Origin of the sequence: Perlabentimonas gracilis (genome assembly GCF_011174675.1) — a bacterium.
Taxonomy (GTDB): Bacteria; Bacteroidota; Bacteroidia; order Bacteroidales; family Tenuifilaceae; genus Perlabentimonas; species Perlabentimonas gracilis.
This window is the reverse complement of the sequence record NZ_JAANIG010000009.1, coordinates 1-15,271: the sequence shown is the minus strand read 5'-3', so window position 1 is coordinate 15,271 and position 15,271 is coordinate 1. Positions and strand designations below refer to the sequence as shown.

At 45.0% G+C, this 15,271-nt stretch carries 14 protein-coding genes and 5 tRNA genes; 8 read left to right on the top strand and 11 right to left on the bottom strand.

Annotated elements, in window-relative coordinates:
* Positions 1–3: 3 nt before the first annotated feature.
* The 5 genes from G8O23_RS05630 to G8O23_RS05610 all read right to left on the bottom strand — a co-directional run bounded on the left by G8O23_RS05630 (position 4) and on the right by G8O23_RS05610 (position 5,716).
* Entirely contained in the window at positions 4–1,266 is a 1,263-nt protein-coding gene (locus G8O23_RS05630) for a bifunctional 3,4-dihydroxy-2-butanone-4-phosphate synthase/GTP cyclohydrolase II (protein WP_166362655.1), read from the bottom strand.
* Complete coding sequence (locus tag G8O23_RS05625) at positions 1,235–2,398, bottom strand: glycosyltransferase (RefSeq protein WP_166362653.1); 1,164 nt, start codon at positions 2,396–2,398, stop codon at positions 1,235–1,237. Before G8O23_RS05625 ends, G8O23_RS05630 begins: the two co-directional genes overlap by 32 nt.
* Before the next feature lie 93 nt (positions 2,399–2,491).
* A complete protein-coding gene (locus tag G8O23_RS05620) occupies positions 2,492–3,706 on the bottom strand; it encodes a glycosyltransferase (protein ID WP_166362651.1) in 1,215 nt (404 codons plus the stop codon).
* A complete protein-coding gene (locus G8O23_RS05615) occupies positions 3,707–5,173 on the bottom strand; it encodes an LptF/LptG family permease (protein WP_166362649.1) in 1,467 nt (488 codons plus the stop codon).
* A 141-nt stretch (positions 5,174–5,314) separates the two neighbouring features.
* The gene (locus G8O23_RS05610; protein ID WP_166362647.1) at positions 5,315–5,716 is read right to left on the bottom strand and encodes an START-like domain-containing protein; all 402 of its coding nucleotides are present in this window, start codon (positions 5,714–5,716) and stop codon (positions 5,315–5,317) included.
* 253 nt (positions 5,717–5,969) lie between these two features.
* Between G8O23_RS05610 and G8O23_RS05605 the strand changes: the two genes are divergently transcribed.
* The 6 genes from G8O23_RS05605 (at position 5,970) to G8O23_RS05580 (ending at position 7,309) form a co-directional block, all read left to right on the top strand.
* Positions 5,970–6,043: transfer RNA gene (locus G8O23_RS05605), tRNA-Met, on the top strand.
* A gap of 93 nt (positions 6,044–6,136) precedes the next feature.
* A complete protein-coding gene (locus G8O23_RS05600) occupies positions 6,137–6,388 on the top strand; it encodes a GIY-YIG nuclease family protein (protein WP_166362645.1) in 252 nt (83 codons plus the stop codon).
* Between the two features lie 6 nt (positions 6,389–6,394).
* A tRNA-Ala gene (locus G8O23_RS05595) sits at positions 6,395–6,465 on the top strand.
* Between the two features lie 93 nt (positions 6,466–6,558).
* Positions 6,559–6,810 (top strand): GIY-YIG nuclease family protein, encoded by a 252-nt coding sequence (locus G8O23_RS05590; protein ID WP_166362645.1) that lies wholly within the window; start codon positions 6,559–6,561, stop codon positions 6,808–6,810.
* A gap of 170 nt (positions 6,811–6,980) precedes the next feature.
* The gene (locus tag G8O23_RS05585; RefSeq protein ID WP_166362645.1) at positions 6,981–7,232 is read left to right on the top strand and encodes a GIY-YIG nuclease family protein; all 252 of its coding nucleotides are present in this window, start codon (positions 6,981–6,983) and stop codon (positions 7,230–7,232) included.
* A 6-nt stretch (positions 7,233–7,238) separates the two neighbouring features.
* Positions 7,239–7,309: transfer RNA gene (locus G8O23_RS05580), tRNA-Ala, on the top strand.
* Between the two features lie 44 nt (positions 7,310–7,353).
* Here G8O23_RS05580 and G8O23_RS05575 read toward each other — a convergent pair.
* Positions 7,354–7,992: a Pr6Pr family membrane protein gene (locus G8O23_RS05575; RefSeq protein WP_166362643.1), complete on the bottom strand. Its 639-nt coding sequence runs from the start codon at positions 7,990–7,992 to the stop codon at positions 7,354–7,356.
* A 2-nt stretch (positions 7,993–7,994) separates the two neighbouring features.
* Positions 7,995–9,011 carry a pirin family protein gene (locus tag G8O23_RS05570; protein WP_166362641.1) on the bottom strand — a complete coding sequence of 339 codons (1,017 nt, stop codon included), beginning with the start codon at positions 9,009–9,011 and terminating at the stop codon, positions 7,995–7,997.
* 128 nt (positions 9,012–9,139) lie between these two features.
* Between G8O23_RS05570 and G8O23_RS05565 the strand changes: the two genes are divergently transcribed.
* The gene (locus G8O23_RS05565) at positions 9,140–12,031 is read left to right on the top strand and encodes an ATP-binding protein (RefSeq protein ID WP_166362639.1); all 2,892 of its coding nucleotides are present in this window, start codon (positions 9,140–9,142) and stop codon (positions 12,029–12,031) included.
* Here G8O23_RS05565 and G8O23_RS05560 read toward each other — a convergent pair whose 3' ends face one another.
* A complete protein-coding gene (locus G8O23_RS05560) occupies positions 12,032–12,904 on the bottom strand; it encodes a DMT family transporter (protein ID WP_166362637.1) in 873 nt (290 codons plus the stop codon). It lies immediately after the preceding gene.
* Positions 12,905–12,994: 90 nt separating this feature from the next.
* Here G8O23_RS05560 and truA point away from each other — a divergent pair, with 90 nt between their 5' ends.
* Positions 12,995–13,792, top strand: coding sequence for a tRNA pseudouridine(38-40) synthase TruA (truA, locus tag G8O23_RS05555; protein ID WP_166362635.1), 798 nt, complete (start codon positions 12,995–12,997; stop codon positions 13,790–13,792).
* Positions 13,793–13,797: 5 nt separating this feature from the next.
* On the opposite strand, the gene G8O23_RS05550 is transcribed toward truA, so the two are convergent.
* The 3 genes from G8O23_RS05550 to G8O23_RS05540 all read right to left on the bottom strand — a co-directional run bounded on the left by G8O23_RS05550 (position 13,798) and on the right by G8O23_RS05540 (position 14,917).
* Entirely contained in the window at positions 13,798–14,430 is a 633-nt protein-coding gene (locus G8O23_RS05550; protein ID WP_166362633.1) for a class I SAM-dependent methyltransferase, read from the bottom strand.
* Between the two features lie 81 nt (positions 14,431–14,511).
* Positions 14,512–14,586: transfer RNA gene (locus G8O23_RS05545), tRNA-Pro, on the bottom strand.
* Between the two features lie 244 nt (positions 14,587–14,830).
* Positions 14,831–14,917, bottom strand: a tRNA-Ser gene (locus G8O23_RS05540).
* Between the last annotated feature and the right edge of the window lie 354 nt (positions 14,918–15,271).

The following is a 15,271-nucleotide window of genomic DNA, read 5'->3' as shown; positions in this document are numbered from 1 at the left end:
ATACTACTTTGTATCGGTACTTGGTTTAAAAGGGGGAAGCAAAATCAGATGATGCCCCATTTTATCGCGCTTTGTGCGCATATAAAACTCGTTATCATCGATGGGAGGAACCTCAATGGGCACATTTTCTACCACCTCGAGTCCGTAACCTTCCAAACCCTTGCGCTTAATTGGGTTGTTGGTCATGAGGCGCATCTTACCAACGCCTAACTCGCGTAGGATACTTGCCCCCACTCCATAATCGCGCTCATCGGGTAGGTACCCCAGCTCAACATTCGCTTCAACGGTATCGAGTCCCTCTTCCTGTAGCTTGTAGGCATGAATCTTGTTGAAAAGGCCTATACCTCTACCCTCTTGGTTTAAGTATACTAGAACTCCCTTGCCAGCCTTCTCTATCATCTCCATGGCCATATGCAGCTGGGTTCCACAATCGCATCGGTTGGAGTGGAAAATATCGCCTGTTACGCATGAAGAGTGCATTCTTACCAATATGGGTTCGTCGGGTTCCCAGGTTCCCTTAACCAAGGCTATATGCTCAATATTCTGATACTTTTGCCTAAAGGCAACAGCCTCAAACTTGCCATGGGCAGTGGGTAGTTGTACCCGCTTGCCAACTTCCACTAAACTTTCGAGCTTTAGGCGATAAGCAATCAGATCTTGAATTGATATGATTTTAAGATCAAACTTTTGGGCAATCTCTAAAAGCTGAGGCAAGCGGGCCATAGTGCCATCATCGTTCATTATTTCAACCAGCACCCCACCTGCGCTTAACCCAGCCAAACGGGATAAATCTACCACAGCCTCGGTGTGTCCAGCACGACGCAGCACCCCTTTTTCGCGAGCTTTCAGTGGGAAAATGTGACCCGGCCGGGCTAGATCCTCAGGCTTGGTATTAGGGTCAACCAATGCTTTTAGAGTTTTCGCCCTATCGGATGCAGATATCCCAGTGGTACATCCCTGCCCAATAAGATCGACCGAAACGGTGAATGGGGTTTGGTGTAGTGCTGTATTGGTGCCTACCATCAAATCGAGATCGAGCTCCTTGCATCGCTCCTCCGAAAGGGGGGCACATATAAGGCCACGGCCATGCTTAGCCATAAAGTTAACAATCTCGGGCGTTATGAGCTCTGCTGCGGCTACAAAATCGCCTTCATTCTCCCTATCTTCATCATCTACAACAATAATGATTTTACCTGCTTTGATATCGGCAATTGCCTCATCAATGGTATTTAACTTACTGATTTCGCTGGGTTGGTTGCCAAACATTGCTTTTTACTCCTTTAAAATATTTAATAAGCCCTACCAGTAGAGCCAAGTTCATACTAAAAAAATGGGTTACAAAACGTAGTGGTGATATGTGTATCCTAATGGATTTCAAAATAAAATCGACAAGAGGAATGGCTAGCGCTGCAATAATTACAACAAGCACTCCATGGAAATAAACACTCCTAAATGATAGCGTGATGGTGCTAACCAAAATAAGTAGCAGTAGTATGGGACCAAACCACCGAATAACCTTGTGCGAAAAAAATGAAAATGCAACTGGCCTTGAGAGAGGCCAAAGCATCCCTGCAAACTGCTTAAGATTTTGGAAATTCCCCGTTCCTATCCGAACTTTCCGCCGAAACTCCTCCTTCAACTCGTTGGAGACATCCTCGGTAGCCAAGGCGCTCAGGTTGTTTATGCACTTTTTGCCCTGTTCAATAACCTTCATGTTGATGTAAAAATCATCTACCAAAAAGTTGTTTGGGGGCGAGCAGAATACCTCTTTACGAATAGCATAGCACCCACCAAAGGGGCCAATCATAGTTCCCCACAATAATCCCTCGCGATGCTTTATCATCACCTCATGGGTAATATAGGTACTCTCCTGAACGGAAATACCCGTTTTGCTCAACCCTTTATTCACCATCCGCGAGTCCACAAGGCCAATCTCTGGGTCTTTAAAATACTTTGCTAGCTCGTAAATTGTGGTGGGGTTAAACATCACGTTGGCATCGGTTGATATAATAACAGGAGCATTAGCTATGGATACAAGATGATTAATAATTGCAATTTTCCCTTGTCTCTCTTCAAACTCAACAATGGTTACCTGAGGGAACTTACTGGCTAAGTTTTTAAGTATTGCGAGGGTACTATCGGTGGAGCAATCGGACCCAACAATAAGTTCAATCCTATCGAGGGGGTAATCGGTGGCGAGCACACTCATAATCTTCGACTCAATTACTGATTCCTCGTTGTGTGCTGCCATAACGACTGTCACCCTGGGCAGATCATCATCAAGGGTATAGTGCTGATAGTTGAGCCTTTTGTTACTTGCAAACAGCCACAAAAGGATAGGGTACAAGATGTACGAGTGAAACAGGAGTAATACGGAAATAAAGAAAAGAATTGACACCTCGCCTTATTTATTTTCCGCAAAATTACTAAAAAGAATTACCATTTCAGCGTTAGCCCTAACGAATGTTTAGCGCAGATGCTTAACAACCTATTATTGAATATTCTTGATGAAAAAATTTAGAAGCTGGTTCGTAAGGTTATTATTATCAAAATGCGATTGAGCATAGGCCTTTGCTCGCGCTCCCATGTCAACTATGCTTTGCTTGCTGTGCAATAGCTTCTCAAGGGCAACTACAAAATCGTCTGGCGAGTCGGCAATTAGTATCTGCTTTCCGTTGTGGGCATCAATACCCTCCGCCCCAATGGTGGTGCTTATGATGGCCTTACCAAGCGCCATGCCCTCAACAATTTTAACGCGCATTCCGCTACCTGTTAGTATTGGCACCACCATAATTCCTTTCGACCTTATAAACTCTATTGCGCTGGGAACCTCGCCACTATAAATCACGTTGGGGTGCTCAAGTATTTGTTTTACGAGCAATTGGGGAGCATTTCGGCCTGCAATGTAAAATCGGGTGTTGGGGAACTTTGCTTGAATAAGTGGCCAACAATGCTTCAGAAACCATATGATACCCTCCTGGTTGGGTAGCCAATCCAATCCACCAATGTGAAAAATTGAGGGATGCTCAAAATTGGAGTTTTCACCATTATCGGCAGCAAGGCTTAAATCGTAGCCCACCTGGCTAACAAACACCTTTCCCTGAAAACCCATTTGCTGAAGCATTTGAGCATCACGAGCTGTTATGGGAATCAACCAGTCGATATGCTTTAATGCATGCTGCTCCATTTTCCTTATGCGTTTAGCCAAGTTGGAAAAATACCAACGCTTAATCGGATTCGATTGATTTTGCGAAGCCCTATGCCATATCTCCCACTCCACGTTATGGGCTCGCAATGCTATTGGGCCGCCAAAATGCTTGCGAATCAGATTGATATAGGGTGCTAGGTAAAGCCCTTCGAGCTGCACCAAATCAAATTGGTTCTGGGTGAGGGTTTGCGCAATAGTGCTAGCAAACTTCTTCGACACAAACCGCTGCGCATTGTATGGTTTACGGGAAAACAGAAGGTTAACCAAAGCCTTAACTGGTGATACTCTTGTATTAACATCAACAACCTTTATCTCTATGGGTTCTTGCGCTCCTTCCATCCCCCCCCCTGATATGCCCGGATGCTTTGGTGTACGCATAGCCAGCAGGGTAATTTGTGCCCCAGCCTTGGCTAGGCCTACCATCATGTTATGGGTTGCGAGAGCGCCGCCATCTCGGGGCGGAAAGGGAATCTTATTGGCTAAAATAAGTATTCTCATCTATGACTGCTTGAAAAACTGCCTAGCTTTCCTATTGAAGGAAATAAACTTTTTGAATGCATTGATATAAAAATCGGCATTCATAATTACTGAGTCGGTGGTTGCTTTGTACGAAAGGAAAACGCCCAGCGGTAAAAGGATGAACGATGAAACCCACATCCCTAGGTGAGGATCCCAAATAAGCTCACGAGCAAATTTTTCGCCCGATAACGATATTACGTAGTACACCACAAAGAACAGCACCGACACCACCACGGGCATACCCAAGCCACCCTTTCGGATAATTGCACCAAGTGGTGCACCAATAAAAAAGAATACAAAGCAGGCAAAGGACAGTGCAAATTTTCGATGCCACTCAATGGTATGCCTTACCATATGCTTACTCCGATTATTTAAATCGGTTGCAGCTGTACTAACAGAACTCTTAGCTGCACGAGCCGATGAAATGGCTCTGGCCAATGTAGTCTCCTGCACATTGGGGGGCAATCGGTTAAAAAGTGAGTCCTTATCGAAGGTATAGGTTACAATTGCAGAGCTATCACGCGACAGATGAAATGGATTCTGAAATAGGGAGTGTTTTAATAGATTATTAATCGCTGTTTCCTTACGCTTCTCAATCTCGGCACTCAGCGAGTCGCGAGCTGCTGATAGTTGGGTTAGATTAAGCGCATGAAAGCTACTTTTAAACAGGTCGTCTCCACTCCGTTCCAAACCAAATCCTTGAAGTTCGAGCAGAACCACCTGCTCATCGAACGAATTCCTACGTGCGGGAAATTTCCTGTTATCGGTTCGCCTAACGGCACGACTCTCGAGCAATTCTTCGTATGTATAACCATTGTAGAGGGTTATCACCATATACTTCTCATCGTTGGTAATATGCATATATCCCGAGTCGGCAACGGTAACCATTAGGTTGCCCTCTTTCGATCGGTGATCGTATATCAACACATTCCGCATGAGGCTAGTCTTGGGATCCCTATCAGCAATTTTTATACTATACCCCTCAATATCATCATTAAAAACGCCTACCCTAATTTGTAGCTCTGGACGCTGTTGACGGACATCCCAAATGAGCGTACTCATCTTTAGGTTTGTATAGGGCAAAACATTGTTGGAGAAGAAAAAGGCCCCCATGGAGATAACCACAGTAACAACAATTAGCGGACGCATAATACGGGGTAAAGAGATACCTGCCGACTTCATGGCAAGCAGCTCGTTGTTCTCGCCTAGGTTTCCGAGCGTCATAAGGGAAGCCAGCAGGGTAGATAATGGAAGAGCCATTGGCACAAGGCTAGCGGAGGCATACAGAAGCAGCTCTGCAATCACGTGAACGTCGAGCCCTTTCCCCACCAGATCGTCGATATATTTCCATAAAAACTGCATTAGCAGTATGAACATGACGATAAAGAAAGTCATGACCATAGGCCCTAGGTAGGATCGGAGAATGAACCAATGCAGCTTTTTCACTTTAACAACGATTAAACTGTTGGCAAAAATAGGAAAATTGAGTGTAAACCAAGATTTGATAAGCTAAATAATAAAAAACAAACGCAATGCATCGGCAAATCGATACACTGCGCGTGTATAGCTATAGACAGTGCAGCTGGGCTATATACCAAGAATACGTTTGAGTTCAGCAATTTGGCAGTTCCAAAGCGAGATGGCATCTTCCAAATCGTTATCAACCAGCTGTTCTGTTACGTATAAAGCAACACCTCCGGTAATCTCATCGGGGGAAATTCGGAATTCGAAGTAGGCCTCCTCGTCTATTGGCGTGCCATCATCAATCCAACGGAACCTAATGCTCTTATTCTCCTTTTTATGCACCATCTGCGCTTGGCTCTCGGAGTTGTCCCAAATAAAGGTGAAAATATCTCCATTAAGATTAACATCGTCGGCAAACCACTCCGATAAACCAGAGGGTGTGCTTAACCTATTGAAAAGAATATTTTGCGAGGTGTTAAGGGTAAACTCAAGCTCAATTTTGTTATTCACATCTACATTTTCCATATCTCTGCAATTACGAAAAGCTCCCAGCAACAAGTGGAAACAATCAATTATTTCAATTCATCCTTTCTGCAATATAGGCTATTTTTTGCTAAAATTTATATCGTAGTTCTATTTTTTATTAACATCTCAAAAGGTTGTGTGTTAATAACAACCAAGAAAGAACAAAGTATGCCAGAAAATTCAATGGTTTATTTTTTCACTTAAACGTTTGGGAGATAAAAAATATTTCATACTTTTGCCCCGCAAATTTGATGGCGAGGTAGCTCAGCTGGTTAGAGCGCGTGATTCATAATCACGAGGTCGGCGGTTCAAGCCCGCCTCTCGCTACACTAGCAATCAACCACTTACAGCGCTTAGCGAGGTAGGTGGTTTTTTGTTGTACATACAATTTGACATACAGCACACGTTACTATTCAGAGTATGAACTACTTCACCTACATTCTGGAAAGCGAGCTCAATGGGCGCTACTACGTGGGCAGCTGCCAGGACGTGCCAGCTAGGCTTAAGCGCCATAACGAGGGCGCAACCCCCTCGACCAAGCCCTATAGGCCCTGGCGTGTGGCGTGGACACAACAGCCTGACTGCAAGGAGGCTGCCCTTAGGCGTGAGCGCGAGATCAAGCGGATGAAAAGCAGGCAGTACATTGAACGCCTTATAGCAGGGGGAAAATGACCCAGCAGCGACCCATGGGGTTAGAGCGTCCCGATTTGCAATCGGGAAGGTCGGCGGTTCAAGCCCGCCTCTCGCTACTCTAACAATCAACCACTTACAGCGCTTAGCGAGGTAGGTGGTTTTTTGTTGTACATACAATTTGACATACAGCACACGTTACTATTCAGAGAATGAACTACTTCACCTACATTCTGGAAAGCGAGCTCAATGGGCGCTACTACGTGGGCAGCTGCCAGGACGTGCCAGCTAGGCTTAAGCGCCATAACGAGGGCGCAACCCCCTCGACCAAGCCCTATAGGCCCTGGCGTGTGGCGTGGACACAACAGCCTGACTGCAAGGAGGCTGCCCTTAGGCGTGAGCGCGAGATCAAGCGGATGAAAAGCAGGCAGTACATTGAACGCCTTATAGCAGGGGGAAAATGACCCAGCAGCGACCCATGGGGTTAGAGCGTCCCGATTTGCAATCGGGAAGGTCGGCGGTTCAAGCCCACCTCTCGCTACACTAGCAATCAACCACTTACAGCGCTTAGCGAGGTAGGTGGTTTTTTGTTGTACATACAATTTGACATACAGCACACGTTACCATTCAGAGTATGAACTACTTCACCTACATTCTGGAAAGCGAGCTCAATGGGCGCTACTACGTGGGCAGCTGCCAGGACGTGCCAGCTAGGCTTAAGCGCCATAACGAGGGCGCAACCCCCTCGACCAAGCCCTATAGGCCCTGGCGTGTGGCGTGGACACAACAGCCTGACTGCAAGGAGGCTGCCCTTAGGCGTGAGCGCGAGATCAAGCGGATGAAAAGCAGGCAGTACATTGAACGCCTTATAGCAGGGGGAAAATGACCCAGCAGCGACCCATGGGGTTAGAGCGTCCCGATTTGCAATCGGGAAGGTCGGCGGTTCAAGCCCGCCTCTCGCTACAAAAACCCACTGATAATCAGTGGGTTTTTGTATTTCCAGTGCCTTATTCAAAATAACTTCCTGTTGGGTCCCTCTTGGTGCTTAACCGTTGCCCAATAAACACAAATAGAAAAGCCAGCCCCATAAGGAACAAAGTTAACACAAGGCAAACAAAAAGTACATTACCCCACCCTAGGCTAGCAGCATTTAGAAACGGGTATGGAAACTTCCCCGTTGCAGCACCCCTAACCAGTGAGTAGATCAAATATAAAGCCGGGTAGACAAGCCAACGTGTTATCTGCAAGTACTTAATGTCAGCCTTTGGAGTAAATACAAACCAATATATCAAGTAGTATAGGGGTACAACGGTATGCAGTAGCTCATCAACAACTCTCTGAAAGCCCTGTGGGTTCCAGGTACTGCGAAGAAGGGCACTGTATACGATGCCAACAACCAGAATATAGACCAGAATAGCCGTCTGGCTCTCTGGATGGGAAAACAACCTATTCTGTTTCTCTAAAGCCATAAGGGTAAAAGATATGGCCACCAACACATTTGTAAGTATTGTGAAGTAGTTTAGCAAACCCAGAGAGGCAAGCAAAGGTGTTGCTTCAACACTCAAGTAGGTGGTGATAAACTGCGAAAGTACAGCAAACCAGGACACAAGAGCTCCTAGCAGCGCATATAAACGTTGACTATTCATGCCTAAGGAGTTTCCTCCTTCCCATCGGCATACTTGGCAAATCGGCCGCTGTTGCGTGGGTGGATATGGTCGTACCGATCCCACGGCCATCCGCCAAACTGTGTTCTTTGAAAATCATGAATGGCTTGCTGAATCTCCTGATGGGTATTCATTACAAATGGGCCGTGCTGAACAACAGGCTCATTAATTGGCATTCCCTGAAGCATCAGCATAAACCCAGGCGAATTGCCACACTCCACAACCACATCCTGCTCGGCAAGCATTTCAACGGAATTCATTGGGTCAATATCAAGGCCTGCTATCCTAATGGTAGATCCTTTATAAAAGTACAACATCCTACGAACCTGTGGAGACGCAGCAGGAATCACCCACTTGGCACCAGGCTCCATCTTTACAGGCCAAATGGCCACCTCATTGGCTGGGTCAACTGCCCATGAATCGGGTGCTGGCTCAGGAGCCTGCTTGCCAGCAATCGATCCTGCAACCAGCGTTACCCAAGTACTTCTGCCTGCATCATCCTTAAATTGTACCGTTGGAACATCGTCGGCCCATAGCATTTTGTAGTGCGGATCGCAAAACTTGCGCGATTGGGGCAAATTAATCCAAATCTGAAAAAGTTCTGTACTATTATCCTTCTCTTTATGCACCAACGGAAACATCTCGCAATGCTGAAGCCCAGCACCTGCGGTCATCCACTGCACATCACCCTGTCCATACCTTCCTGAAGCACCGTGTGAGTCGGAATGATCGACAAAACCATCGAGAACAACGGTAACGGTTTCGAACCCACGATGCGGGTGAGCAGGAAATCCTGGTACCCTATCGCCATGGTACATTCGCCATCCATCCTTCAGGGTAAAGTCCTGCCCAATGTTACGACCAGCAAGGGAAGCATCGGGGCCCATTTCATCGTTACCTTTGGGGTACAAATCGTAATGATGAACGCAAAAAAGGAACGGATCAACCGTATCCCACATAAAGCCCATAGGCTTAATATTGATAATAATCTTGTTGTACATAAGCACCTATTTTTACCCGTAAAATACGAAATAATGACGAATCTTTCCAGAAACAAATCATTTTTTGTCACTTTTACACCCAATAATCTATGGCAATTACTATTTTAGCACGAAATAGATTGATGATAATGAAAGTATTCACACGATTAGTCAACCTTATTATACTTCTAATAATACTGTTTACAGGCTCACCAACGGCCTTTGCAACCAGTCTAAAGGTGGGTATTTACCAAAATCATCCCAAGGTATTTGTTGATGAGAAGGGTACGCCAAAGGGGTTTTTGGTTGATGTGATGAACGAAATTGCCAAGCGCGAGGGGTGGACTGTGGAGTATATCCACGGGACATGGAATGAGAACATTGAGAAGCTTGAGAATTTTGAGATTGATGTGCTACTCGATGTTTCCTTCTCGGAGGAAAGAGCTAGACGCTTTAGGCTTAACCAGATTTTTGTTATTGACGACTGGATTGAGATATTTGTTCCAAGTAATTCCCCGCTCGAATCGGTTCTGGGGCTAGAGGGTAAAAGGGTTGCTGTACTCGAGGGGTCAATTCAGGAAGAATTTATTCGGCAAGAGGTTAAAAGTAAGTTTAACATTAATTTTGATGTGGTTTCTTTTGCTGACTACGCATCGACAGTTGACGCGCTTAACAAAACCCACGTTGATGTAATTGTTGCCTCCCGATTCTTTTACTTCTCAAAGGAAAGAGAAAACAACATCTGGCCATCATCACTAATTCTTAGGCCATCGTACACATTCTTTGCTTTCCCCAAAAACCAAAAGGATGAAGTGGTAATGGCATTCGATAACCATATGATGGATCTCAAGAATGACTCGGAATCGGCCTATTACAGCAGTATTAAGGAGTGGATTCGCCCAATTCATCAAAGAAATTACAGGAAAATATTTCTGCTTATTGGTTTCATTGTTTCCGCAGTTACCATCGCAGGCATTGCCTTTATCATCACACTAAGGCATAGAATAAACATCCGCACCAAACATTTAAACAAGCAGAATAAAGAGATACAGGCCATAAACCTAAAGCTAGAGAAGCTAGTTCAGGAATACAAACATACTGAACAGGAACTACTAAAGTTTCGGTTTATGGTGGAGAATGCACGACAAGAGGTATACCTAATTAAGCCTAATGGTCAGGTTGAATATGCAAACCACTCGGTTTACAGTAGCCTAGGCTATTCCAGCGAGGAGATTGCCAAGGGGGGCGTAAAACTTTTTGATCCAGTTTACGGCAATAGCTACGAAGATCATTTTAACGAGCTAAAACGCCATGAAGTACCAGCATTCGAAACAGTGCATATAACCAAGGGTGGCAGAAAACTCGACAAGGTAATTAAGTCGTTCTACCTAGTATTTGACAACGAGGAATTTATATGTGCTTTTGCCGAAGACATTACGCAGCAGAAGAAAGCCAAGAAAGCACTGCATGAAAGCCAGCTGCTATTCAAAACCCTTGCAGAGATGTCTCCTGTGGGGATATTCAGAACGCGGGCCGATGGTTACACAACCTATGTAAATCCAAAGTGGTGCGAACTTTCCGGACTACCATACGGTGAAGCCTTAGGCGATGGATGGATTAATGCAGTTCACCCAAGCGATAAGGAGTTAGTTAGGAATAATTGGAAAGAACGAACGAGTAAAGGGATTCAATCAACTGCAGAGTACCGTTTCATCCGCCCCGATGGTCGAATAGTGTGGGTGCTAGGCCTTGCAAAACCAGAGTGGGATGGGGAGACTATAACTGGTTACATTGGTACAATTACCGATATTACAGAACAAAAAAACGCTGAGCTACTACTAAAGCAACGAGCCCAAGAGATTGAGGAGCAGAACAAGGAGTACCGTAGGCTAAACGAAGAGCTATCAACGGCCAAAGCCAAAGCCGAAGAGAGCGACAAGCTCAAATCGACTTTCCTTGCCAATATGAGCCATGAAATCCGCACGCCAATGAATGCCATTTGTGGGTTCTCGAGGTTGCTCGAACGCAGCACGCTCGATGAGAGGAAGCGATCGGAATATGTTGATATAATAAACACCAATAGCCAGCAACTCCTAGGGATAATTAACGATATTGTTGATATCTCCAAAATAGAGTCGGGTCAGGTTTCCCTAAGCACCAAGGAGGTTGACCTAAATACTATGATAGAAAATGTAGTTAGTACCCTTACACCTACATTAAGCACTAGGAATGTTAGGTTAGAATTCACACACAAACTAGCTCCACCTCAAAGCAAAGTCATAACCGATGAGATTAAGTTACAACAGGTGCTAACCAACCTGCTGGTAAACGCCATAAAATTTACCAAGGAGGGAACAATTGAAGTGTCGTACTCACTCAAGGATGAATCGACACTTGAATTTACAGTAAGGGATACAGGTATAGGAATCGCAAAAGAGAATATTTCACAAATATTCGAACGCTTTCATCAGGTGGAGGGCTCATCGGTTGATAGCCGAAAGGGAACTGGGCTAGGCTTGCCAATATCGAAGGGTTTTGTGGAACTAATGGGAGGAAGTATTTGGGTTGAATCGGAGGTTGGTAAGGGGTCGTGCTTTGGGGTAACACTGCCCTACTCCCCTGCTGATTACAAATCGAGCAGCAAAACCACAGGTAGTAAAACAGCAAGCAATTGGTTAGGCAAAACCATACTGGTAGTTGAGGACGACGTGCATACCCAATTCTTCCTTAAGGAGGTATTAGCCGACACAGGTGTCTCCATAATTAGCGTTGATGACGGTGAAAAGGCTGTAAAGCAATGTAGGGAAAACAAAAGCATCGACCTAGTGCTTATGGATATCAAGCTACCCAAGATGAATGGGCTGGAAGCAACCAAAAAGATTCGTAAGTTTAGACAAAGCCTACCAATAATTGCCCAATCGGCCCATGCGTTTTCGTCCGACTCGGAGAAAGCTTTTGAAGCGGGCTGCAATGCGTTTATCACCAAGCCTATTGATGCTAAAGAACTTTACGAAAAGATAAGCCAGTACCTAGGATCGTAACTACTTATTCCTCCGGTTTACAATGTAAACTCCGCTTAGAACTAGTAATCCGCCTACAATTTGGTTTAGGCTAAGCCCTTCGCCTAGAAGTGGAATGGCCAACAAGGCAGTGATTACCGATTGTGAAAGCAGGGTAACCGATACGTTGGTACCCTTTAGATGTCCCAGCGCATAATTTATGGAGATCCATCCACCAAAATGGGCTACAAGCCCTAACCCCACAAGGGCAGACCAAGTGCCCAATGAGTATCCAACAAAAGGATTACCAATCAGCAGGTTGGCCACAAACAGAAGAATCACCATAAAAAAGATGGAGAAGGTCATAAAAGTAATGGTATCGACCCTTTTGCGCGAATCGAAGGTGAATAGAAGGTACAATGCATAGAAAAACCCTGCAACAATTGAAAGAATATCGCCATAGTTAAAATCCATGGTTTGCCAGGCCCTGAGGCCAATAAGGATATTTAGCCCCAATAGTGCCAGCAGCAAACCATACCAGAACTTAGCAGCCAAACGCTCGCGAAACACAACCAGGGAAATAAGTCCAACCCACACCGGCGCATTATTGGCCAAAAGGGTAGCTGTTGCAGCGGAGGTAAGCAATATGGCAGTATTCCAAAGGAAAAGGTCAAATGCAAAGAACACAGCTCCAATAAATATTAGCCACAAATCGCGCTTGGGAGGCACTTTACTCCCCTTGTAAATCCATATGGGGGTTATGGCTAGGCCAGCAATAAAAATCCTGTAAAAAGTTGACACCGAACCCGGCACGTTGGCCAACTTCACAAATATTGCCGAAAAGCCAATACAAATAATGCCAAAAACCAATGCGATATAAGCTAAATATGGCGAATCAAGTAGTTTCCTTATCATCTTTAGAAAAATAATAGCTGCAAATCTACAGCTGTTTACTGGTATTTTCACTTATTTTCGTGCTTTATTAGCAATTCAACCACTATTAACTTGAGATACTTTGCACAAATAGCCTACAAAGGCTACAGCTATAGCGGCTGGCAACGCCAACCCACGGCAATAACCGTTCAGCAGGTTTTGGAGGAATGTATGAGCAAGCTCCTAGGCACGCCAACGATATGTATAGGCTGTGGGCGAACAGATGCAATGGTGCATGCAAGCCAGTTCTTTTTTCATTTCGATATAGATACAAAGCCCAATAATGACATATTGTTTCGGTTAAACAAGATGCTACCCGATGATATCGCCATACATCAGATAATACCTGTTGATAACAGCACGCACGCACAGTTCAGCGCCACATCTCGCACCTACAATTACCTTATCCACACGCAAAAAGATCCGCACCTTAGCGAGCTTAGTGCCTACTATCCGCAAGACTTTGATCTAGATATCATCAAACAAGCCCTTGTCGCTATCCCTCTGCATAGTGATTTTGTAAACTTTTGCCGATGCCCAAGTCGGCACAAGAGCACCACTTGTAACGTTTCGCAGGCCAGACTGTTTACTATGGACGGTGGTAAGATGATTCGTTTCCAGTTCAAATCGAACCGCTTTTTGCAGGGAATGATTAGAATGATGGTACAACAGCTGATAAATGTTGGCACTAAACTCATTTCAACTGATGAGTTTGTATCGTACCTTAACAACAGCTCAACGCCTCGTTATAACAAATCGGCTTACCCACAGGGGTTGTACCTATCAAAGGTTGAATACCCATTTATGGAGAATAATGATTTCTCTATGTTCTCCAATCTTTTAAATCTAACGGGTTGGAAGGAACTATAGGTCGCTTAACGTTTGAACCAAATCAACCTTTTGCATAAATTAGATTTGGCAAAGCCAAGCTCTGCCTCAATAAACTCAATTGATATTGGGTGATAAAAGAACACATGGGTGGGGTCGTTCTTGTAGTACCACTTGGCAAAATCTATATCATCATAAAAAATATCGGTCATGCAAATAAGCATTCCACCTGGCTTTAGCATCGATTTAAGTTGAACAAACTCTTTGTAGGGATTGTGAAAATGCTCAATCACCTCGCAGCAAGCTATATAATCGTACTGCCTCGTTAGCACTTCGGGCCGATTGCAAAAAAATGGATCGAACTGCTCAATGGAGTATCCACTCTCCTTTAGCACTTGGGATATGATAGGCCCTGGTCCAGCACCAAAATCTAATCCGTGGTGATAGGGTAAAAAGTTATTGAGAACTGTATCAGTAACTGGCTTCACAAATTTTCTGTAGCCCACATCGAACACATCATTGTTGTGCTCAAGGTAGCGGCTCTCCTCATCGGCATAGCTTAAGTGATTGCTTGGGTCGGCAAATGCTGACCTACAACGTGAACAAGTAAAATAATCGCGTACTAAATGAGTATGTAAATAGTTAGAGGGGCTTTTGCAAAGAGGACAATTAGGCAGCATAACTAAGATATTTGGATTAATCAGGGTAAAAACACAAATATCGGAAAATAAAAAAGGGAAGCAAATGCTTCCCTTAAGTAGTCGGGGTGGCAGGATTCGAACCTGCGACCCCCTGGTCCCAAACCAGGTGCGCTAACCGGACTGCGCTACACCCCGAAAAATTACTTTGTCAAAAAGGATTACCCTGGTCCCAAACCAGGTGTCTCGTCATACCTGACGAGACTACACCCCAAAAATATCATTATGTCAAAAGGGATTACCCTGGTCCCAAACCAGGTGTCTCGTCATACCTGACGAGACTACACCCCAAAAATATCATTATGTCAAAAAGGATTACCCTGGTCCCAAACCAGGTGTCTCGTCATACCTGACGAGACTACACCCCGAAAATATCATTATGCGGTGGAGGGGGGATTCGAACCCCCGGTACGGTTACCCGTACGGCAGTTTAGCAAACTGCTGGTTTCAGCCACTCACCCACCCCACCAAATATTATAAAGAACTGTTACTGCGAACGGCTGTTTATCCGCCAACCGGCGGATGGTTTCAGCCCTGTCTGCTGACAGGCAGGCACTCACCCACCTTACCAAATATTATAAAGAACTGTTACTGCGAACGGCTGTTTATCCGCCAACCGGCGGATGGTTTCAGCCCTGTCTGCTGACAGGCAGGCACTCACCCACCTTACCAAATATTGTAAAGAACTGTTACTGTGAACGGCAGTTTATCCGCCAACCGGCGAATGGTTTCAGCCCTGTCTGCTGACAGGCAGGCACTCACCCACCTTACCAAATATTGTAAAGAACTGTTACTGTGAACGGCAGTTTATCCGCCAACCGGC